We start from the raw sequence: 21,604 nt of genomic DNA on the forward strand, positions 1-21,604 counted from the left end.
CCCATTGTACCAGGGAAAACGTCGGGGTGAGAGGAGGGGTGAGCCCGCAATCACCTGCGATCGCGGCGACTTCACCCGCGACAAACGCCGGCAGCCGCCCCATGATGGCCCCAGCCGCCGAGGAGAGCGGCCCCGGGTCCGACACTGCACCGGGCCCGCGCCGCCGGACAGCGGCACCGATTCCAACTCTTGGAGGGAGAGAACCATGAGTCATACCACCGTTTCCCGTCGCAGCTTCCTGACCCTGGGCGGCTTGGCCGCCCTCGGCGCCGGCGCGGCCCTGGCCGGGTGCGCCCCGCAGGCCCCGTCTGCGGCCAAGCTCGCCGACACCGGCGAGGGCGACACCGCGGCCGCTTCGGCCATGCAGACCGCCGACGAGACCAAGGAGTGCGACATCGCCATCGTGGGCGCCGGCGGCGCCGGCATGTGGGCGGCCGTGGAGGCCGTGCGGGCCGGCAAGTCCGTCATCGTCATCGAGAAGGGCGTCGACGTGGGCGTCTCCAACGGCTCCATCGCCGGCGGCCCGTTCATGGTGGGCTCGAAGCTCCAGCAGAACGCCGGCATCACCTTCACCGTGGAAGAGGCCTTCAACCACATCATGGAGTACTCCCACTGGTCCACGAACGCCGCGGCCGTGAAGCGGGCGGTGGAGCTGTCCGGCAGCACCGTCGACCAGTTCACCGACGAGTTCGGCGTGGCCACGGGCCTGCGCCCCGACAACTACGGCGCGGGCCACGATTCCGTGCGCTGCAACTTCCAGTCCGACCCGAAAGACTCCAAGACCCAGGCCAAGGGCGTCGACCGCATGGGCCCGCTCCAGCAGTTCATCGAGGCCAACGGCGGCGAGTTCGTGTTCAACACCGCCGGCAAGCGCCTCATCATGGAGGACGGCACCTGCGTGGGCATCCAGTGCGAGGGCGACGGCGTGCTGGACGTGAGGGCCAAGGCCGTCATTGTGGCCACGGGCGGCTTCCTCGGCAACGTCGATATGATGACCGAGCGCTTCGGCACCTTCGTGAACCCCCTCGGCTCCATCCTGTCCGTGGGCGAGGGCATCGAGATGGTGCAGGCGGTCGGCGGCCAGGTGTCCACCCAGTGGGGCATCGCCGGCAACGAGTTCTCCGGCTCCAACCAGAACGCCGACGGCCTGTGGGGCAAGGGCAACGCCGCCTTCTCCATCGGTATCTACGGCACGCTGCTCGTGAACAACCAGGGCCGCCGCTTCAGCAACGAGGGCAAGTTCGCGAATCTGCCCCTGGCCCTCGGCGGGGCGATCTCGCTCGTGGGCGGCCAGTACTACGCCGTCGTGGACCAGGCCTACGTGAATGGGCTGGCCGGCGGCACCGACCCGTGGACGCTCTGCGGTGCCGACGAAGTGAACTGGCGCACCGGCATGATGACCCTGAAGGACAAGCCGCTCGAGGACGTGCAGGCCAACATCGACGCCGGCGTGGACGCGGGCTGGATCTTCAAGGCCGACACCGTGGAGGCCCTGGCCGAGGCCATCGGCGCCCCCGAGCTGGTGACGACCCTGGAGGAGTACAACGGCTACTGCGCCGCGGGCAAGGACGAGCAATTCTACAAGCCGGCCTGCTTCCTGCAGCCCGTTGCGGAAGGCCCCTTCTACGCCATGCAGTACGAGCCGAGCGCCTGGGTGACCATCGGCGGCATCCGCACCAACGACCGCCTGCAGGCCATCGACGACGCCGGCATCGCCATCCCGGGCCTGTACGTGGCCGGCGCCGACAACGGCACCCTCATGAGCGCCCCCTACTGCGACTACGAGGGCTTCTCCCTCATGTGCGCCTACAGCGGCGGCCGCATGGCCGGCATGTACGCCGCCGAAGCCGTGGCCTAGCGCCCGGCCGGCGCGGCCCAGCCGGCAGCGCGGTGCGCACCGCCCGGGCCGCCACTTCCCGTTATCCCCGCGCGGGCCTCCCCTCCCCGGTCCGCGATACAACAAGGCCCCCGAGCGCTCGCACGCGGTCGGGGGCCTTCGGCTTCGTTGGGAATCGCCAGGGCTACTCCAGACCCATCTCCTTCTTCAGGCGGGCGAGGTCGTCGTCGACGGCGGCTTCGGCACCGGCGGCGGCGTACTTCTTCGCGAGCTCCTCGGTGGGATCGGCCGGCTTCTCGGACAGCTCGGCCACGGCGTTGGCACGGTCGAGCATCTCATCAGCCTTGGCCTCCATGCGGTCGAAAGCGCTGCGAGCACCCTCGGCACGATCGCCGGCTGAGGTCATCTCGTTCACCTTGGACTGCGTTTTCGCCACGGCGGCCTTCGCCTTGATGGTCGCCTTCCGTGCGTTCAACTCCTCGATGTCGGCCACCAGCTTGTCGTGCATCTGGCGCATTTTGTCGGCGTTGGCCTTCGCGCCCTCGTAGGCCACCGTGAGGCCCTCGGCGCGCCCCGCCAGCTCCTGCTTCTTCGCGAGGAACACGCGAGCGTCGGCCTCGTTGCCGGCGGCGAGCGCCTTGCGGGCCAGCTCCTCGTACTTCTCCGTTTCCTCGCGATTCTCGTCGAGGAGCTTCTTGCAGCGCTTCTCCTCAGCCATGACGCCAGCGGTGGCCTCGCGCACCTCGGCGAGCGACTCGGTCATCTCGCGCAGGTACTGGTCGACCATTTTCTCGGGATCTTCCGCCTTGTCCAGAAGCTCGTTGATGTTCGCCTTCACGATGGAAGTGAAGCGATCGAGGATTCCCATGTCAGTCTCCTATCTGGCCCGAAGGCCGGGTTGAATACCGCAGCACCACCTAGGGTCGCGGCTTCGTCGGCTGCACCGGCGGCGCATCCGAAGCGCCTGCCTGCGCGTACTTCTTTTCCAAATCCGCCAGCTCAGCGTCGGCCAGCGACTCCAGCGGCGTGTTCAGAATCTCCTGCATGCGCTCTGCCTCGCGCTGCTTCGCCAGACGGCGGTTGCGCACGATGAGGAACACGACGACGGCCACTATTATCACTGCCGCGCATACCGCGATGATCGGCAGCGGCGAAGGCGTCACCGTCATGATACGGTCGGCCGTGTCGGCAAAGGCGTCGGAGAAGATCTCCTCTTCCGACAGGCTCATATCGTCGTAGTTCTGGCTGAGGTATGCTTTGAAGATGTTGATGGCCTCATCGTCGAGCACCGATCCCGTCATCGCACCGGCCCAGTAGGCGGCGTTGAAGCGCCCGTTGCCATCGTCGCAAAACACAAGGACGAAGTGCGCCTGGTCGGTGAACAGCTCGTCGTACTTTTCCTGGGCAATGGACTGCAGCTCCTGGTAGGAGCGCACCGATCCGTTCGGCAAGATGTACACGTAGGGCTGCACGCCCGTTTCCTCGTAGAAATGGCGCAGGCCGCGCTCGAGCTTCGCCGGATCGTGAATCCAGTCGCCGTCCTCGTCGGTGAAGTATCCGGTCTCGTTTACGGAACCAGCAGGAAGGGCCGTGCGCTCCACGGTAGACGCGGGCACGTTCGCGCTCGAGCAGCTGCCGCCACCCAGGGCCACCACGAGGAGCAGCACCAGCAGCACAGCGGCCACGATGACGAACACCGTGCCGCATCCGCTGTTGGAGGACTTGCCCTGGGGCGAACCAGGCTGCGGCGCATTCGGGCCGCCGGGGCCACCCGGGCCGCCGCCCGACCCGGGCTGCTGCGGGCCGCTCGGCTGCTGGGGCATCTGCGGCGGCATCGAGCCACCACCGCCTCCTCGGCTCGAGCCCATCAGGCCACCGAGGAAACCGCCCCAGAAGCTGCCGCCCCCGAAGCCTCCGCCGTAGTAGCCACCGCCATGGTACCCGCCGCCGAAACCAGAGCCGCCGTGGCCAGCCGAGCGACCGCCCGATCCCGAGCCGCCGGAAAACCCGCCGCCGAATCCGCCGCCGCTACTTCCAAAGCCTCCGCCGAAGCCGCCGCCTCCCGAGAAGCCGCCGCCTCCGCCCGATCGTCCCATGGCCTCGAACCTATTTCACAATGAGCACGGGCACGTTGGTCTTGTGCAGCACGGAGTAGCACACGCTGCCGAGCATCCCACGCACGGCACCCAGACCACGGTGGCCCATGACGATGCAGTCGTAGCCGCCCTCGTCGGCATAGGCCGTGATGGAATCATGCGGCGAGCCGTTCACCACCGCGATACCGATGCCCTCGGCGTCGCCCACCAAAGGCGCGATGTTCTCGGCAATGGCGTCCATGTCGGCCTTGATGGCCTCGTTCTCCACTTCGGAGATCACATCCATATCCATGGTGTCGCCCATGACGCCGGACATGCGCGAGGCAATCTTGAACGTCTCGGCGTTGAAGTCGTGCCAGTCGACCACCGACAGCACGGTGATCTGGGCGCCGGGCACACCGGCCGCCAGATCGAGCGCAGCCCCCAGGGCGTTTTTCGCCGGGTCGGACTTATCGTAGGGAACGAGAATCTTCTTGTACATGGGGGCCTCCTTACCCTCGCGGCACCTCAAGCGACGACGCCTACGAACCACAGCTCGGCCACCGAAAGCAGCTCGCATGCTCTAGCATCGCCGGAAAATGCTTACCTTGTGGCTCATCCTAATGAGCAACTGCCATTTTACCACGGTCCTTTTCCGTTTCCCCGCCGCCGCCCACCTGTAGACACGACGTTACACACCCCTACCGCGGCTCCTCGTTGTTGAGAAGGCGATGGCGGGAGACCAGGATGTGGAACACCGTGTAGGCACCCAGCACGAAGGCGCCGACATAGCCCAGCACGCCGAGCAGGGGCACGCCGAGCAGTTGCGGCTGCATAGCCGTGGTGCACAGGATAGACGACCCCAGGAACAGCCCCGCCGACAGCAGCGCCAACGATATGCGACCCACCGAGGCGTAGGCGGTGGCAAGGATGCGCGAGGACACCTCGATGTCGCCGTTCACCTTGATCTGCCCGCGGTCGAGCATCTCCAACGTGTTCGACAGCTGGGTCGGCAGCTTCGCCAAGGCCTCGGCCGAAGCGGCGCTCGTCGTGGCGAGATCGATCAGCTGCGTCGCCAAAAACTTCGGGTCGGCCTGCTGGGCGATGACGTGCTTCGACACGATCTCGATGACGCTGATGTCGGGCGCGACCTGGGCAATGACCCCCTCGATGGTCACGAACCCGCGCGCGAGCATCGTTACCGACGAGGTCATCATCATGTTCTGGCCGCGCAGCACCTCGATGACCTCGGTGAGCACGGTGCCCACGTTGATCTCCTTCATCTCGGCCGTGCTGTACTCGGCGAGCAGCCGCGAGAGCGCCTCCAGCAGCGCCCCGTGGTCCACCGGCCCCAGCACGTGCACGAGGCCCATCACCGCCTCCTTCAGCAAGTAGGCGTTGTCGGTGGCCACGGCCGTGAACACCTTGCCCACGAGCATGCGCTCCGACACCGTCAGCGTGCCCACCATGCCCAAATCGATCCACACCACTTCCCCATCGCGCACAAGAATGTTGCCGGGATGCGGGTCGGCGTGGAAGAACCCGTCGTCGAGCACCTGGGTCACGTAGCTTTGGCACACGCGTCGCGCCAGCGCGCTCACGTCGATCCCCTGCTCGCGCAACGCTTGCGTGTGGGAAATTTCCGTGCCCTGGACGAACTCCATGACGAGCACCGACTCGCACGAGTACTGCGGGTAGGCCACCGGGGACGTGACCCCCTCTTCGTCGGCCAGCTCGTCGTGGAAGCGCATGAGGTTGTGCAGCTCGGAGGTGAAATCCACCTCACTGGCCGTCGTGCGCTCGATTTCCTCGATGAAGCCCTCGAGCGACAGCAGGATGTCGCGATGGGAATTGGAAGCGAACTCGCCCAAGGCCAGCAAGTGCTTCATGAGCATGATGTCCTCGGCCATGGATTCGGCCACACCCGGCCGGCGCACCTTTACCGCCACCGTTGTGCCGTCGAGCAGCGTCGCCTTGTGCACCTGAGCAATGGAGGCCGCACCCAAAGGCACCGGATCGATGGAGGCGAACACCTCGTGCCACGACTTCCCGTATGCGCGGTCGATCTGCTCGATCACCACATCGAACGGCATCGGATTCGCGTCATCGCGCAGTTTTTCGAAGGCGTCGCAGTAGGCCTTGGGCAGAAGATCGGAACGGTTCGAGGCCAGCTGGCCGATTTTCACGTACGTGGGGCCGAGCGCCTGCAGTACTTCCACGGCCTGCTCGGGGGTAAGCCCGTGAAGCACCTTGTACTGCCGCATGATGCGCACAATCTCGTTCATGCGCTTGTGAGAGGTCTTGTCCTTGATGGAAATCTCGGCGACCTTCATGAACTCCTCGAACGTGGCCATGGGCGCTCCTCCTTTCTGGAAAGCCCATGGTATCGTGCGAAATGAGAAGCGATCTCCTCATCAATTCACCTGGCATCAAGCTGTTTCCCGGCCAATCGAACAAAATTGTCACTGTGGCAATTAAGTAAAATGGTTGGTCGATGAGGTGCGTGCATAGGTTTTATGGCAAAATAAGCTGCTGTGCTACTGAACGCTGCACCGAAAGCGCAGCGCAACCACGCAAGAAGAACGCAGCTTAAACACGCAAGAACAAGGAGAAGCACATGGGACTCCTCTCAAAATTCGAGGGCAAGATGGAAGACACCGTGGAAGGCGCTGCCGATCGCATGGGCGCGGCCCCGTTGTCTCCCGTGCAGATTGCCAAGAAGGCCGAGAAGCAGATGCGCCGCGAGAAGATGGTCGGCGCAGGCAAGCAGTACGCTCCCACGCTTTATACCGTGCTCGTCAACGCCGACGATGACCGCCGCCTTCTGGGCTACTACCCCACCCTGGCTGGCGAGACCGAAACCTACCTTTCCGCCAAAGCCGCCGAGCAGGGCCTCGTCATGGACGGCCAACCCCTTGTGCGCTTCATCGTCGACGATGATTTGCGCCACGGCAAGTTCGACGTCATCGCCGAGATGGTGGCCTCCCCGCTGGTTGAGCAGCTGCGTCAGGAAGAGTACGCCCGCTACGGCATCCGTCCCGGCGGCGGTCCGGCCCGCGCGGCCGCCCCGCAAGCGGGCTACGGCTACCAGCAGCCCGCTCCCGCTCCGGCGCCAGCCCCCGCACCCGCCGGCGGCTACGACTACCAGGCCGCGCCCGTCGACGAGTACGTGGAAGACGACTACTACGAGGACGACGAGCCTCGCCAAGCCTATATCTATGACATCACCAACGACCGCGCCTTCACGCTGCCCGGCCAGGCCGAGACCATCGGGCGCGAGTCGAAGAACGACATCGTCATCCCCGACATCAACGTCTCGCGCGTACACGCGGAAATCCGCCAGGACGAGTCCGGCGCCTGGATTCTCACCGACCTCGGCTCCACCAACGGCACCTTCGTGAACGGACGCCAGATCAAATCCACCGCGTTGCACGACGCCGACCGCATCATCGTGGGCACCACCAACCTCGAGTTCCAGCTCATCTAGCCCGCCCGCACCTTAGCGAGCCAAAGGAGGCTATCGGTGATCGATCTCGTTCTGCTCATCGCGCGCCTGTTGTTCGTGGCGCTGCTCTATTTGTTTCTGTTCGCCATCATGCGCACCGGCATCGGCATGGTCAAAGGTTCCCGCAAGAAGGAACGCGGCTGGACGGTGTCGGTGGAACGCGGCCCCAAAGAGCTGCGCGGCGTCTCCATCGCCGTGCACGGGCCCGTCATCGTGGGCCGCTCGCCCGGGGCCGACATCGTCATCGGCGCCGGCTACGTGTCCGGCCGTCATGCCCGCTTCCAGCTGATGGGCCAGAACCTCTTCGTGGAAGATTTGGGTTCGAAGAACGGCACCGCCGTGAACGGACGCCCCGTCCATGACCCGGTAGCCCTGCGCAACAAGGATCTCGTTACCATCGGCGACGTCGACATCCGCGTGAGGAACCAATAATGGCCCGGGCAAAGCGCAAGAAGAGCGGCGCAACTTTCGGCAGTCGCACCGATGTCGGCTGCGTGCGCGAGCACAACGAGGACTCGCTGGCCGTCGCCCCGCCGCTGTACGTGGTGTGCGACGGCATGGGCGGCCACGCCGCCGGGGAAGTGGCGTCCGAAATCGCCGTGGACGTCATCTGCGACCGCGCACCGGCACACCCCGATGCCTCGGCGCTCGGCCAGGCCGTGGAAGAGGCGAACCTCGCCATCATCCGCGCGGCCCGCGAAGGCGTCGGACGTGCCGGCATGGGCTGTACCTGCACCGCCGCCATACTGGAGAAGGATAAGCTCGTCATCGCCCAGGTGGGCGACTCGCGGGCCTATCTCCTGCACAAGGGGCAGATGCAGCAGCTCACCCGCGACCACTCGCTTGTGGCCGACCTTATCGAGGCCGGGCAAATTACCGAGGCCGAGGCCCGGGTGCATCCCCAGCGCTCGGTCATCACCCGCGCTTTGGGCAGCGACCCGCGCACCCAGCCCGACTTGTTCGAAATCACCGTGGAAGCCGGCGACCGCCTGCTTCTGTGCTCCGATGGCCTTTCCACCATGCTGGAAGATGACCAAATCGCCAAGATCCTCGCCAACCACAGCGAGCCTCAGCGCTGCGCCGCTCAGCTGGTGAACGAGGCGGTGGGCCGAGGCGGCTACGACAACGTCACCGTCATCGTCGTGGACGTCACGGGTCTGGCCGAGCAGCACCGCCGCAAGCTGACGCGCAAGAGCCGCGCGACGGCCATCATGCTGGCGCTTTTGCTGGTGGCCATCATCGCCGGATGCGCCTACGGGTTCAACTACCTGGCGTCCAACGCCGCCTATTTGGTGGCCCAGGATGGGAAAGTCGCCGTGTACCAGGGCGTTCCCGGCGACATCTTCGGGTTGTCATTCAACCATCTCGATCGCGTGACCGATGTGGCCCTGGATGACTTGCAGCCGGGCACCGCCAATCGCCTGCGCGAGGAGGGCATCAAGGTGGATTCTTTGGAAGCCGCCAACAGCCTCGTCGCCGAGTATGAGAAGGAGATCGCCGACCGCCGTGCCGCTGAAGAGGAGGCGGCCCGGGCAGCGGCCGAGGCCAACAAGCCGGAAGAGCCCGCAAAGGGCGCGAAAGGTGCTGGCGGCAGCACGGCCAGCGGCGCGCAGGGCGGCACGGACGCACAAGGCACGACGGGCGGCTCGCAAAGTGCGTCGCCTTCATCGGGCGCTGGCTCCGGCACGAACGGCACGGGCACGATCAACCCCGGCACCGGCACGAACGGCGCACAGGAAGGCGCCTCGGGAGGAACCAACCGATGACCCGGCGCAACATAGAGCTGATGCTCCTGCTCATCGCCTCGCCCATCGTCATCGTGCTCTTCGCCATGATGGTGGTCACCGGCGGCCAGGAGCTGTCCTTCAACACCCTGGGCGTGCCGCTCGGCATCTTCGCCGCATTCCTCGTGGCTCACATTGCCGTGCGCCTGCTCGCGCCTGCGGCCGACCCGGCCATCCTGCCTATCTCGTTCGCTCTGTCGGGCATCGGCATCGCCTTCGTTACCCGCATCGTGCCCGACTTGGCCGTGAACCAGCTGCTCTGGCTGTTCATCGGCGTGGCGGCCATGATCGCCACCCTGGCCGTGGTGCGCAACCTCGATAAGCTCGCCAACTACAAGTACACGCTCATGATCGTGGGCATCTTGCTTTTGCTCTCGCCCATGCTGCCGGTCATCGGCTATGAGTCCGGCGGCGGCCAACTGTGGCTGCGCTTCGGCAGCTTCAGCTTCCAGCCCGGCGAGCTGGCCAAAATCCTCATCGTGTTCTTCATCGCCGCCTACCTGGCCGCCAACCGCGAGATGCTCTCGGTGTTCACGTGGAAGGTGGGCCCGCTGTGGCTGCCGAGCCTCGCCACGCTGCTGCCTCTCATCGTTATGTGGGCGCTCGCCTTCATCGTCGTCGTGTTGGAGAAGGACCTCGGCCTCGCCCTGGTACTGTTCTCCGTGTTCGTCATCATGCTGTACGTGGCCACGGGGAAGAAGCTCTACCTGGTGGTCTCCATTGGGCTTGCGGCCATTGCGGCCGTGGCCCTTTACGGCATGATGGGCCACGTGCAGACCCGCGTCGCCATCTGGCAGGATCCCTTCGCCGAGGCTCAGGGCGGCGGCTTCCAGCTGGTGCAGAGCCTCTATTCCATCGCCGACGGCGACCTGTTCGGCACCGGCATCGGGCGGGGCATGGGCGGTCAGCCCGTAGCCGAGGGCGGCATCCCCGTCGCCGAGAGCGACTTCATCTTCCCCGTCATCGCCGAGGAGACGGGCCTGCTCGGCGCGGCCGGCGTGCTGCTTTTGTACCTGTGCTTCGCCATCCGCGGCATCGTCACGGCGGCCCGGGCGAAATCCGACGTCAGCTCGTTCACTGCCGTGGGCCTCACCTCCATCATCGTGCTGCAGGCCTTCATCATCGTCGGCGGCGTCACGCGCCTCATTCCCCTGACCGGCATCACGCTGCCCTTCATCAGCCAGGGCGGCTCCTCACTCATCGCCAGCTTCATCATCGTCGGCTGCCTGCTGCGCTGCGGCGACGAGGGCACCGGCGTCGATTCCGAAATGCGCCAGACCGGGGCCATCGGCGCCCACGGGTCGGACGCCGTGCTGGGACGCGTGGCGTTGGGCAAGCGACTCACCGGCACCATGATCGTCTTCTCGGTGCTGTTCGCAGTGCTCGTGGCCAACCTCACCTACCTCATGGTCATCAAGGCGCCGGAATACCAGAGCATGCCGTCGAACAACCACACCATCGCGAAAGAGGCCCGCATGGAGCGGGGCACCATCTCCACTGCCGACGGCACGGTACTCGCCACATCGGTGCGCCAAGAGGACGGCTCCTACAAGCGCGAATACCCCGCCGGCGAGCTGGCGGCGCACATCGTGGGCTACACCTCTGAGCGCTTCGGCACCGCCGGCATCGAAGCCGCCTACAACGACACCCTGCGCGGCGAGCAGAACTTCGCCAGCTTTACCGATGTGGTGAACTCGCTCGCGGGCATCCAGACCAAAGGCAACGACGTCGTGCTTTCCATCGATTCCCGCATCCAGCAGGCGGCGCAAGACGCGCTGGCCGGCCAGGTAGGCGCCGTGGTGGCCCTGAACCCCGAGACCGGCGCCGTGTACGCTCTGGCCTCCTCCCCCACCTTCGACGCCGCCAACTACGAGGAGCTGCTCACCGCCGCCGCGGACGGCGGCAGCGATTCCTCCGAGCTGTTCAACCGCGCCACCCAGGCACTGTACGCGCCCGGCTCCACCTTCAAGATGGTGACCCTGGCCGCCGCGCTGCAGGATCACATTGCCACGGCGGACACCACCTACGACTCCCCCGGCGAGATGGACATCGGCAACGCGCCGGTGACCAACGTGAAGAAGCGCTCCTACGGCAAGATCACCCTGGAGCAGGCCATGTGGTACTCGTCGAACACCGTGTTCGGCCAGGTGGGCGTGCAGCTCGGCAGCGATTTGCTCGTGCAGATGGCGTGCAGCTTCGGGTTCAACGAGGACATCCCCTTCGATTTGCCTCTGGCCACGTCCCTCATGCCCGACCCCGAGGAAATGACCACCTGGGAAACCGCCTGGGCCGCCTGCGGCGAGCCCGTGGGCGAGCACGAGAGCCCCGCCGGACCCCAGGCCACCGTGCTGCAGATGGCGCTGGTGGGCGCCGCCATCGCCAACGAGGGAGCCATCATGCAGCCCTACCTGGTCGACGGCATCTACAACGCCAACGGCGAGCGCAGCTTCTCGCCCATTCCCGTGAAGCTGAAGCAGGCCATGGATGCCGACACCGCCGCCGCCGAGATCGACATCATGAAGGGCGTCGTCACCGAAGGCACCGGCGGCAAGGCGGCCTTGGATGACGTGGCCGTGGCCGGCAAGACCGGCACCCACGAGCGCGGTGACGGCAGCGACGACAGCTGGTTCGTGGGAATGGCCCCCGCTGCTGACCCCAAGGTCGTGGTGGCCGTCGTCATCGAGAAGGGCGAATCGGGGGCTGGCGCCAGCGCCGCCCACGACGTTCTGGAAACGGCTCTCGAAGTGACGGGGGCGCTGTAGTACAATGGCAAGACTCACCAGAGTTCGCATACTTAAACCGCAAACGCACTCGTACATGGAACTTTAAGGAGTATCAAGGTGACCGGACAGGGAACAATGACGGGCAAGGTCTTCGGCGGCCGCTACGAGATAAAGGATCGCATCGGCATCGGCGGCATGGCCGAGGTGTACCGCGCCCAAGACAGCACGCTGGGCCGCGTCGTCGCCGTGAAGGTGATGCTGCCCCAATTCGCCGCCGACCCCTCTTTCACCCAGCGCTTCCGCCAGGAAGCCGCGGCGGCTGCAAACCTGCAGAGCCCCTACATCGTGAACGTGTACGACTGGGGCCAAGACGACGACACCTATTACATCGTCATGGAGTTCGTGCGCGGGTCCGACCTGAAGACCGCCATTCAGCAGCGCGGCGCCATCAACCAGCGCAAGGCCGCCGAAATCGGCGCCCAGGTGTGCCAGGCCCTCACCGTCGCCCACAACCAGGACATCATCCACCGCGACATCAAACCGCAGAACATCATGGTGCAGCCCGATGGCAACGTGAAGGTGATGGACTTCGGCATCGCCCGGGCGAAGAATTCCGTGAACGACAAAACGTCCGCTGTGCTGGGCACCGCCCACTACATCTCGCCGGAACAGGCCCAGGGCAAAGATCTCACGGCCGCCAGCGACATCTACTCGCTGGGCATCGTGCTGTACGAGGCCACCACGGGCAAGCTCCCCTTCGATGGCCCGGACGCCGTATCGGTGGCCATGCAGCAGGTGAAGGACGAGCCGGCCGCGCCCTCTTCCATCAACCCGAACATCGACCCCGACCTCGAGGACATCATCATGGTGGCCCTCTCGAAGGATCCGGCGCGCCGCTTCGCCACGGCCAACGACATGCGCATCGCACTGAACGACTACCTGGCCGGACGCCCCGTCACCCTGCCAGCCGGCGCCATGAGCTCGTCGTTCACCGAGGCCCAGACCCGCATGATGGGCGCCGTGCCCGCTCCCGTGCCGGGCATCACGAGCACCCAGGTTATGCCGACGGTTGCCGGCGGCACAGCGGCCATGTCGCCGAGTTCCACGGGCAATTTCCAAGCGACGAACTTCCACGACGCCAACACGAAGAAGAGCAAGAAGCCCGTTATCATCGCCCTCTGCGCCATTTTGGCCATCGCGCTGGTGGCCGGCATCGCCTTCGCCGTGTCCGGCGGCTTCAAGCCGGCTGCCCCTGCCGACGAGCCCATCGAGGTGCCCAGCGTGGTGGGCAATACCTTGGACGAGGCGACATTCACCTTGGAGCAAGCGGGCTTCCAAGTAACTACCACTCCTAAGGAAGACGAGTCCGTCGATGAGGGCACCGTGCTGCAGCAAGACCCGGCCGGCGGCACCAAGCAGCCGAAGGGTACGACCATCACCCTCACCATTGCCGTGGGGCCCGATACCGTGGACGCGCCCGACTTCAAGAACATGACCATGGACGAGGCGCGCCAGGCGGCCGAGGACGCCGGCCTTAAGGTTGTGGAAGCCGAGAGCAAATACTCGGAAGATGTCGCCGAGGGCAAGATCATTTCGCAAAGCCCCGCCGCCGGCGACCCGGTGAAGCCCGGCACCACCATCGAGGTCGTCACCTCCCGCGGAAGCGAGCTGACGACCGTGCCCAACGTCATCGGCATGACCGAGGAGAAGGCCATCGACAAGCTGCAGTCTGAGGGCTTCGGTGCCGACGTGAAGGCCCGCGAGTACAGCGACAAGCAGGGCGAGGGCCGCGTCATGAAGCAGGATCCGCTGAACGACAAGGTGAAGCCTGGCGCTACCGTGCAGATCACCATTTCGAAGGGCCCCGAGCCGGAGCCCGAGCCCGACCCCAAGCCGGAGCAGCCCACCAACCCCGGCACGACCGACCCCGGCACCAACAATCCTGGTGGCACCACCGATCCGGGCACGACCGACCCCGGCACCACCGACCCGGGCAACCAGGGCGGCGACACCGGCACCACCACCCCTTCCACCAACTAGGATCGCATAACGAAACCGTGAAAACCGGGCGCCTCCTCCTTTGGGATGGAGGCGCCCTTCTATAATGGGGCCATGCCCAATTTGCTCGACATATTCGATAAGTTCATCCACGCCGATTGGTTCAACACCCTGCTCGGCGTCGTGATCATCTGCGCGATCACCTTCGTCGTCGCGCGCATCACCGTGGCTTTTATGCGCCGCGTGCTGAACAAGACGACGCTTCTGCCTTCCAGCTCCATCTTCATCAATCTCGTGCGCATCATCGTGTGGGTCATCGGCATCTGCTGCGTGCTGTCGATGTGCTTCAACGTGAACATCTCCGCCATGGTCACCGGCCTGGGCGTTGTCGGTATCGCGGTGTCGTTGGGTTTTCAGGACACGCTCTCGAACCTCATCGGCGGCCTGACCGTCAGCGTGTCGCGCACCGTGGAACCCGGCGACAACATCCGCATGGGACCATCCGGCGTCACCGGCGTCGTGCAGGACGTCACCTGGCGCTACACCTCCATCAAAGACAGTTCGGGCACCATCACCAACATCCCCAACTCGCTCATGACTTCCACGGCCGTCTGCAAGCTGTCGCCCTTGAATGAGATTTCCATTCCCCTGGTGGTCACCACCAACAGCGAGCGCCTCACCGCCACGGCCCATCACATTGAGGACGCCGCCGAGAAGGCCGTCGCCCGTGTGAGCAAGCTGAAGAAGCGCCCCAGCGTATCGTTCTCGTCCATCACCGACTACGGGTTCAAAGGTTCGCTGAGCTTCACCATCGCCGAGGCTTCCAAAGCCTCCTCTGCCACCGATGCCGCTATCCGCGCCGTGGCCCCCTATGTGCACAACCATCTTATCGAGGAGGCCATGGGCGACCTGACCGGGCAGAAACTTACCGACGCCACCGGTTCGCTCGTGCCCGTGAAGGACGAGGAAGACGGGGCACAAAAATAGCCCTGCCCCACGCCAGAGGATGAACCCACCTCAAAAGGTGGGTGCTCGCATCGGGTCTCCCGGCTTTCGCATCAACGGATGCGAATCTCCGTTCCAACCGCTTCTAGAGCTCCCTCGTCATAATACGTCGGTCCATCGCAGTATATGGCGGGAACAAGGCTTGATTTCAGTATACGCAAAACCTGGTGACAGGAAAGTCTTGACATACGCCGCAACATAAGCTGTTGGGTAAACGTTGCCCGAGGACTGTAGGCACGCTGGCGCCCGCAGCCCTCGGATTAAGGAACCGTATGTTCCGGCGAATCGCTACTGGACGCTATTCCAGCAGATCCTCCACCGAGCAGAACAGGGCGCGGGCCAGGGCGGCCACGGTTTCGGCGGCGGCCTTGTTCAGGTCCTTGCGGCGCTGCTCGTACTGCTGGATGCTGCGCACCGGCACGCCGGAGATGACGGCCAGCTGGGCCTGGCTCAGCTTCGCAGCCATGCGCCGCATGCGCAGAGGCGGCCGAAAGAAGCGGGCGCGGCGTTCATTCAACGCATCCTCGAAATGGCGGATGTCCATCTCGTGGTAGGCGTCGTACATCTTTCGGACGTCCTCGATGGGCGTGATGCGGTTGATCATGTCGAAGGTCATCGCCGTCTCCCACTGGTAGCGGGCAAGCGCCCAACCGCACCAGTACTCAGGGCTGCGGTCGTAGCGGTAACGCACCCGGGGACGCGGCGGCTCCTCTGCCTGTACCTCTACCGCGACGCGGAAGGCCAGCTCCGTCCCCGAGCATCCCGTAATGAGAGCGTAGTCTCCGGCCCCGAAGCGGCGGGCGAGGCCGGAAGCGAGGAACAGCCCATAGAACTCCCCCAGCCCGAAGCCCATGCTGCCCACGGCCACATCCAACATACGGCCCATATTCGCGCGGGCCGGTTGCAGGTAGACCTCATCGTAGGCGCTCATCGCCGGCCCCCATTCCCTCGTCCATGATGGTCGTTATGAACAGATCGCCTGGCTGGCGCCGGTTTCGCTCCTCGTCCAAATACTCGCGGCGCGCCGCCCGGTCGCGGCTCATCTTGCGCTCGTACCACTCGTCGCGCGAGGCCCCCTCGTAACCGGTGAAGCGCAGCCGGTCGAAGGCGCGCTCGCTCTTCAGCACGAACTGCTGACCGAGCCTGCCCAGATGCATGGCGCGGCCCAACTGCTGGTAGGAGATGGCGCCGGAGATGAAATCCTGGGCGAAGGAAAAGTAGCTGTCGTCGGCCCGGTAGCCTACGATGGCGTCATAGGGGGTGAGATCCATGGCGAAGTTTTCCAGAAGATACTGCTTGGCCTCGAAGGCCAAGGGGCCCGACGCGTCGAACTCGCGGTAGCGGAGCAGGAGCGCCAGCCAGTGGAGGAGCCCGTATTCATCCCCGTTCAAATCGAGGATGGCGAGGCCAGCGCAATCGAGCTCATAGATGTTGGCAAACCCTCCGCGATCGACGGCCACCGCCCATTCCTTCGCGAGATCGAGAGATTCCGTGCAATAAAACCCCCGCCCGTAATCGTTGTAGGGTTTTCCGGCCCCGTAGCGCGGGTGCTCGATGATGTCCTTCGACCCGTGGTACAGCGTCTTCACCATAGAGACTCACCTCCTCTACTCCTTTGGGAGTATAGCATATTGAACCATCACGGTAAACGACCAAGACAGAATTGAAAGCGCGGCCACGCGAGCACCCCCATCGCGCATTTGCTGACAGAACGCGAAGTTTGGTACCCGACGGCGCGCATTTGCTGGCAGAATAGCGGGCTTTGGTATCTTTTCGTGGCAGGATGGCCGATTTGGTACCCCGCCTTTGGCAAGACGGGCGGTTTGGTATCCGAAAAAGCGTGTTGTCATTTTTGCGACCTGGGGTTTCTTCAACCCGTGGGTACCAAATCGGCGAAGTTGGCCTGAAACGGGGAACCAAACCGTCTCATTTTGCCAGCGGCAGGGGCGGGATCGCCCCGCGCGGTACCAAACCGCTCGATCTGGGAAATGCTTAGCGAGACGCTCAGCGATGATGCTACAATGGCGGCATTGGCACTGATGGGTTGCGCGGGGCGCCGCGCCGGTCGCCGTTGCCGAAAACGCGCGGCCGAGGGGAATAGGGGTGAGACTCCCCTGCTCTACCAGGAACCGTAAAAGCCGATGGGGCATTCGCTCGCCTTCGAAACCGGTCCCACGCCTTCTACAGGCTCGGGCAACGCGGCGCGAGAAGGCGATGGCGGGCGCGCCAGATGTCCCAGAAGACGCAAAGTCGGAACACCTGCTCATCGCACGACAGCCCTGGAAGTAGGTGATTCCGCATGGTCGGAAACCCCCGCGTGCGCTCAGCGTACGCCCCTCAGCCGTGGTCGCGGCGACTCTTATCCCTGTTCCTTGCCTTGGCGCTCGCCCTCACCCTCACGCCCTTGCCGGCCTGGGGCGACGAGACCGGCGACGCGCCTGCAGAAGCATCTGCAGCAAAAGCGATTGCGGAAGACTCCGCAGCAGGGCTTGCGGAAAGCACAGCGACAGACGAGGCGCCCACCTTCTCGGAAAACACCGACGCAAGCGAGACGACCGCCTCTTCAGAAGTCACGACAGTCGCATCGAAAGCAAGAACTGCGCTAACAAGTTCCAGCTTCGCCATGATATCCCGCAGCGAGAGACCCTGGAAAACCAGCGCTCTACCCGGCTTTCTACAGCGCAATGAGACCTTGTATGCCGTTGCTTGGTCGGCCAAGGACAAACGGGTTGACGCCGAGTTCGGATGGACTTATCAGTGGCTGGTAGGCCCAAGCGCAAGCTCCAACGATTTTGCCCCTATCGAGGGCGAGACAAAATCTTCTCTTGAGCTTACTGACGAACTACGCACGAGATTCAACGGCAAATACCTCCGTGTTCGCATTTCCTGTGGCGACATTTCGGTGGAGGGGCCCAAAAGCGGAAGAAATTACACCACTCTAAGCGCCTGCGGCCCCATCAAACCCCCCGTGCCAAAGAAAACAGCCTTGGACGAAAAGTCTTACGCACTTCTCCAATCGTCATCGAACTCGGCCTCAACAAGTTCTAACATAATTGAAGCGAAATCTCTTAAGGTAGGCACAACGCTTTGGGCCAATGTGTTCGACGGCCAAGCGGATCCCGCTGCACGCATTCCGTCGCAAGATCGCTGGTCATATCAGTGGCTCGCCGCTGATTCCCGCGAGGCAGCCGACGAGGAGTTTGCGGCCATTGAAGGCGAGACCTGCCCTTCCCTCACCATAACCAAGGAGCTCGCCACCAAGCTTGCGGGCAAATACATCCGCGTGCGTGTCGAAGGCGATGGGCAGACGCTTTATGGCCCAAGCGGCTCTTTCGACACACCTGCCTCAATAGGCTACAACACTCCCGGTCCCGTAATCGCTCCCGACCAAATCAAGCTGGATTACATTCTGCTTTCTTGGAACGGTGAAGGCTTTGGCAGCAGCGAGTTGGAAAGCGTTCCTTCCTGCAATGTCGAAGATGTCCTTGAAGCTCGCGCTTATGACTTTGATGATCCCCACACCCTTTATGGAGCTTCGGACGTTGATTTCTCCTGGCAAGTGAGCGATTCGCAGGATGGCCCCTTTAAAGAAATTACTCAGGGGGCGTCATTCAAAGTCCCGAAAGATTGTACTGGGTGCTATCTCAAAGTTGTTGCCAAAGCCAAAAATGGGGTTCCAGGCAGTAGCACGTGCGAAACCAAGCCGGGAAAGGTGTTGCCGAAGGGCGTAACGACGCTTTACTGGGTGAGCATTTTGAACGCATCCTCCTCAAAGGAAATCGGAGGTACGTTGCAGGCCCAAGCTTATAAGAGCACTCACTGGGGTGATGCCCCTATAAACACGAACGTTGAATATACCTGGCGCTGGTCAGCAGAGAAACCGAAGAGCTCTGACTTCGACGATAACAGCTGGCACATCATCGAAGGGGAAACAGGTTCGACTTTCACGGTGCCCGAATCCCTTGAAGGGTGTTGGGTGTCGGTAGCGGCGTGCACGGGAGACAACACGGTGGTCTCTGCGAATGCCTCTGCTGCTGGCCCCTTCCGAAAGCCAGGCACACACGAGCTGTACTACGCCGCTCTCGACCAGATGCCAGCAGATAGCAACTTCACCTTCTGGTCGGGCCGAACCATTGGCGTGGCGGCTCGCAATACTACCAATGCTGGTACAGCTGGTAGCTATCTGTCGCCCGATGAACTTACCTATACCTGGTACAGTGCCGATTCTTGGGACGGGGAGTATGTTGAACTGGCTGACGAGAACGTCCACAAGCCTTCTTTCGTCATCCCCGATTCCTATGTGGGCAAGCATCTGAAATGTCTGGTTTCCGCTGGCTTCAACACCATGGAAGCCGGTCCCATGCGCAAGCCTATAGCTCAGGGAGAAGCGATTGAACCGGCAGATCCTGTGCCGCCGGAGCCCGCCAAACCGGTATCGGCCACAATTTCTGCACGTGTAACTGGCCTTTTGCCTCACGCCACTGGCGAGCCTCTTCAGGCGGTTAACTGGGTGTCACCCCAAAAATACGCTGTGAAGGATAGCGCCAAAACCTCCGCATGGGACGTCTTTGCTGATCTGCTTGACAAGGCGGGATATTTCTACAGCCTTGATGGCGGCTGCCCCTACTCGATCACAACTCCCGATCGCAGCCAAACATTGGCCATGAGCGCGGGCGCGCCTTGGTCGTACTGGGCGTTCCTTATCAACGGCGAGTACGCCGACGTCATGGCCAGCAGCTACCATCCCCAAGACGGAGACGTGCTAGAACTCGTTTATGTGGATGCAACAGGGCCGGCCACCACGCCCGACATCGTGGTGAATCCTGATGAGCCAGGCGCGGAGTGGGAAGCCGATTGGGGTTCCTTTGGCGCAGCCGCGGGAGAACCGGCGGTGGTGGGTTCCACGCTGGGCAGTTTGCCGGCGCGATGGACTTACGACTTTGCCCAGGGCGACTACGCCTCGTGGTCGGAGCCCGTGGTTGCCGGCGGATACGTGTTCTTCGCCACCGGCTCGCGGCTCCTGAAACTGGACGCGTCTACCGGTGCCGTGGTTGAGGTAGTGCCGCTGGCCGACGGCACCGCTTATGGTTGTCGCCCCGTTTACACGAAGGGCCTTATCGTGGTGCCACTGAACAACGGACGCTTGCAGGCGCTTTCGGCCCTCACGCTGCAGACGCGGTGGCTCACCGAGGCGCTGCCGGCGGCGGTGCAGGAGGTGGCCTCGGGGTCTGGAGGCGGGGCTGCAGCGGTCGCCTATGACCAGCAGGGGCTTTCCACCCTCACCGTGAGCGGCGACTACCTGTACGCCTTCACGGCAGCAGCCGACTGGTCGCAAACCTACGAAGGCTGGGCGCTGTGCGTGAACGCGAGCACCGGCGCCATCCGCTGGATGCAAAAGAATACCGATGCCGGCTACTACTGGTCGGGAGCGGCTTCAGTGGGCGATTACCTAGTGGTGGCAGGGGACGATGGCGTGCTGCGAGCCGTTTCGGCTGCTTCGACAGACGGAGAGCCGGCGGCGACTCTCGCGCTGGGTGCCCCCGTGCGTTCGACCGTGGTGACCGTCGACGGGTTCGCCTACGTGGTCACGACCAACGGCACTCTGCACAAGGTGTCGGTCGGGGCCAATGGAGCGCTGACACAGGTAGGGGCCGTATCGTTTGGCGACTACTCAACTTCCACGCCGGCTCTCGCCGACGGCGTTCTGTACGTGGGCGGAAGCCAGAACGGCCAGGGGCTTCTGGCGGCCATCGACGCCGCTACGCTGGCGTTGACGGCTACCGTGACCGCCGCCGACGGAAGCCCGCTGCCTGGCGAGGTGAAGAGCACCCCGCTTCTGGTGCGCGACAGTGCGGGTGTGGTGGCGCTGTTCACCTGCAACGGCGCGGGCGGCTCGTGGCCCGACTACACCTCAGGCGGCGGCGTTTTCGCCTATCGACTGGGCGACCAGGAGGCACAGCTCGTCTTCGATCCCCCGGCAGGGATGCACAACTACGCCATGGCCTCGGTGGCCTACGGCGGCGCGGGCACTTTTTACTATGTGAACGACTCGGGCCATCTGTTCGCCTTGGGCCTCTCCTCGCAGCCGCCAGCACCGCGGCCGAGCACCGACTCCGAGACGCCGGGCGAGCCGCAGAACCCGGAAACGCCCCAGAAGCCGGAGAGTCCTACAGGCCCGGGCAAGAGCAATCCCAAGAATCCGACTTCCCAGAACGCGGGCACAACGTCCCTCGGGACGTCCGCAAACGGGAAGACGCCAATGGCCGGCGCGGGAAGCGGCGCGCCGCTGAACGCCGGCGCTGCGGCCCGAACCCCCTTCGACACCACTGTGCTGCAGGGCTCCTCCAACACCAGGGCGGCGGCAGCTGGCACCGACGCAGACGCCGGTGGGGTTGCCCCCGACAGAATCGCAGAAGCGGTAGCGGACAACCCCACGCCGCTGGCGAAGGCGAGCGGCGCGAACATTGATCGCGTTTCCTCCGTCGCTTCCAACAGCTCACTGGCCGAGGGCGCTGCAACCGAGAACGGCAACCAGACAGCGGCGGTGGCGCTGGCGCTCCTCTCCGTCGCCGGACTCCTTGGAGCTGCCCACCTCGTTCGAGGGCCACGCCGCCGCATCGACAAGGAAACGGGAAGCCATGACGCCTAAGAAGGGGGCAGAGACCAGCGAAGAGCGC

At 64.1% G+C, this 21,604-nt stretch carries 14 protein-coding genes; 8 read left to right on the forward strand and 6 right to left on the reverse strand.

Annotation, left to right across the window (positions count from 1 at the left end; genetic code table 11):
* The first annotated feature begins 205 nt into the window (after positions 1–205).
* Positions 206–1,858 (forward strand): FAD-dependent oxidoreductase, encoded by a 1,653-nt coding sequence (locus tag ACW4QM_RS01940; protein ID WP_455798148.1) that lies wholly within the window; start codon positions 206–208, stop codon positions 1,856–1,858.
* Between the two features lie 163 nt (positions 1,859–2,021).
* Here ACW4QM_RS01940 and ACW4QM_RS01945 read toward each other — a convergent pair whose 3' ends face one another.
* The 4 genes from ACW4QM_RS01945 to ACW4QM_RS01960 form a co-directional block, all read right to left on the reverse strand.
* Positions 2,022–2,705 carry a PspA/IM30 family protein gene (locus ACW4QM_RS01945; RefSeq protein ID WP_022741669.1) on the reverse strand — a complete coding sequence of 228 codons (684 nt, stop codon included), beginning with the start codon at positions 2,703–2,705 and terminating at the stop codon, positions 2,022–2,024.
* Positions 2,706–2,754: 49 nt separating this feature from the next.
* Entirely contained in the window at positions 2,755–3,933 is a 1,179-nt protein-coding gene (locus ACW4QM_RS01950) for a hypothetical protein (protein WP_278570501.1), read from the reverse strand.
* A gap of 10 nt (positions 3,934–3,943) precedes the next feature.
* Complete coding sequence (locus ACW4QM_RS01955) at positions 3,944–4,414, reverse strand: universal stress protein (protein ID WP_022741676.1); 471 nt, start codon at positions 4,412–4,414, stop codon at positions 3,944–3,946.
* Between the two features lie 199 nt (positions 4,415–4,613).
* On the reverse strand, positions 4,614–6,266 hold the full coding sequence (locus tag ACW4QM_RS01960; RefSeq protein ID WP_114538920.1) for an ABC1 kinase family protein: 1,653 nt from the start codon (positions 6,264–6,266) through the stop codon (positions 4,614–4,616).
* Between the two features lie 263 nt (positions 6,267–6,529).
* Between ACW4QM_RS01960 and ACW4QM_RS01965 the strand changes: the two genes are divergently transcribed.
* The 6 genes from ACW4QM_RS01965 (at position 6,530) to ACW4QM_RS01990 (ending at position 14,909) form a co-directional block, all read left to right on the forward strand.
* A complete protein-coding gene (locus ACW4QM_RS01965) occupies positions 6,530–7,399 on the forward strand; it encodes an FhaA domain-containing protein (protein ID WP_022741681.1) in 870 nt (289 codons plus the stop codon).
* A 36-nt stretch (positions 7,400–7,435) separates the two neighbouring features.
* Positions 7,436–7,849 (forward strand): FHA domain-containing protein, encoded by a 414-nt coding sequence (locus ACW4QM_RS01970; protein WP_022741684.1) that lies wholly within the window; start codon positions 7,436–7,438, stop codon positions 7,847–7,849.
* A complete protein-coding gene (locus tag ACW4QM_RS01975) occupies positions 7,849–9,183 on the forward strand; it encodes a Stp1/IreP family PP2C-type Ser/Thr phosphatase (protein ID WP_455798149.1) in 1,335 nt (444 codons plus the stop codon). The genes ACW4QM_RS01970 and ACW4QM_RS01975 overlap by 1 nt, the downstream gene beginning before the upstream one ends.
* Positions 9,180–11,963 carry an FtsW/RodA/SpoVE family cell cycle protein gene (locus ACW4QM_RS01980; protein WP_451917847.1) on the forward strand — a complete coding sequence of 928 codons (2,784 nt, stop codon included), beginning with the start codon at positions 9,180–9,182 and terminating at the stop codon, positions 11,961–11,963. The genes ACW4QM_RS01975 and ACW4QM_RS01980 overlap by 4 nt, the downstream gene beginning before the upstream one ends.
* A gap of 96 nt (positions 11,964–12,059) precedes the next feature.
* Positions 12,060–13,964 (forward strand): Stk1 family PASTA domain-containing Ser/Thr kinase, encoded by a 1,905-nt coding sequence (gene pknB, locus ACW4QM_RS01985; protein WP_455798161.1) that lies wholly within the window; start codon positions 12,060–12,062, stop codon positions 13,962–13,964.
* Between the two features lie 72 nt (positions 13,965–14,036).
* Positions 14,037–14,909, forward strand: a complete 873-nt coding sequence (locus ACW4QM_RS01990; protein WP_161128194.1) for a mechanosensitive ion channel family protein — start codon at positions 14,037–14,039, stop codon at positions 14,907–14,909.
* A 316-nt stretch (positions 14,910–15,225) separates the two neighbouring features.
* Here ACW4QM_RS01990 and ACW4QM_RS01995 read toward each other — a convergent pair whose 3' ends face one another.
* Positions 15,226–15,858, reverse strand: a complete 633-nt coding sequence (locus ACW4QM_RS01995; protein WP_223900638.1) for a helix-turn-helix domain-containing protein — start codon at positions 15,856–15,858, stop codon at positions 15,226–15,228.
* Complete coding sequence (locus tag ACW4QM_RS02000; protein WP_451917287.1) at positions 15,842–16,519, reverse strand: DUF3990 domain-containing protein; 678 nt, start codon at positions 16,517–16,519, stop codon at positions 15,842–15,844. Before ACW4QM_RS02000 ends, ACW4QM_RS01995 begins: the two co-directional genes overlap by 17 nt.
* Positions 16,520–18,903: 2,384 nt before the next feature.
* Here ACW4QM_RS02000 and ACW4QM_RS02005 point away from each other — a divergent pair.
* The gene (locus ACW4QM_RS02005) at positions 18,904–21,576 is read left to right on the forward strand and encodes a hypothetical protein (RefSeq protein ID WP_451917286.1); all 2,673 of its coding nucleotides are present in this window, start codon (positions 18,904–18,906) and stop codon (positions 21,574–21,576) included.
* Positions 21,577–21,604: the final 28 nt, after the last annotated feature.

The sequence above is a fragment of the Adlercreutzia sp. CNCM I-6207 genome, from assembly GCF_977072305.1.

Coding starts and splice junctions, on each gene's coding strand:
- ACW4QM_RS01995 (WP_223900638.1), bottom strand. CDS start 15,858: ATGAGCGCCTACGATGAGGTCTACCTGCAACCGGCCCGCGCGAATATG.
- ACW4QM_RS01965 (WP_022741681.1), top strand. CDS start 6,530: ATGGGACTCCTCTCAAAATTCGAGGGCAAGATGGAAGACACCGTGGAA.
- ACW4QM_RS01955 (WP_022741676.1), bottom strand. CDS start 4,414: ATGTACAAGAAGATTCTCGTTCCCTACGATAAGTCCGACCCGGCGAAA.
- ACW4QM_RS01945 (WP_022741669.1), bottom strand. CDS start 2,705: ATGGGAATCCTCGATCGCTTCACTTCCATCGTGAAGGCGAACATCAAC.
- ACW4QM_RS02000 (WP_451917287.1), bottom strand. CDS start 16,519: ATGGTGAAGACGCTGTACCACGGGTCGAAGGACATCATCGAGCACCCG.
- ACW4QM_RS01960 (WP_114538920.1), bottom strand. CDS start 6,266: ATGGCCACGTTCGAGGAGTTCATGAAGGTCGCCGAGATTTCCATCAAG.
- pknB (WP_455798161.1), top strand. CDS start 12,060: ATGACGGGCAAGGTCTTCGGCGGCCGCTACGAGATAAAGGATCGCATC.
- ACW4QM_RS01980 (WP_451917847.1), top strand. CDS start 9,180: ATGACCCGGCGCAACATAGAGCTGATGCTCCTGCTCATCGCCTCGCCC.
- ACW4QM_RS01950 (WP_278570501.1), bottom strand. CDS start 3,933: ATGGGACGATCGGGCGGAGGCGGCGGCTTCTCGGGAGGCGGCGGCTTC.
- ACW4QM_RS01975 (WP_455798149.1), top strand. CDS start 7,849: ATGGCCCGGGCAAAGCGCAAGAAGAGCGGCGCAACTTTCGGCAGTCGC.
- ACW4QM_RS01940 (WP_455798148.1), top strand. CDS start 206: ATGAGTCATACCACCGTTTCCCGTCGCAGCTTCCTGACCCTGGGCGGC.
- ACW4QM_RS01990 (WP_161128194.1), top strand. CDS start 14,037: ATGCCCAATTTGCTCGACATATTCGATAAGTTCATCCACGCCGATTGG.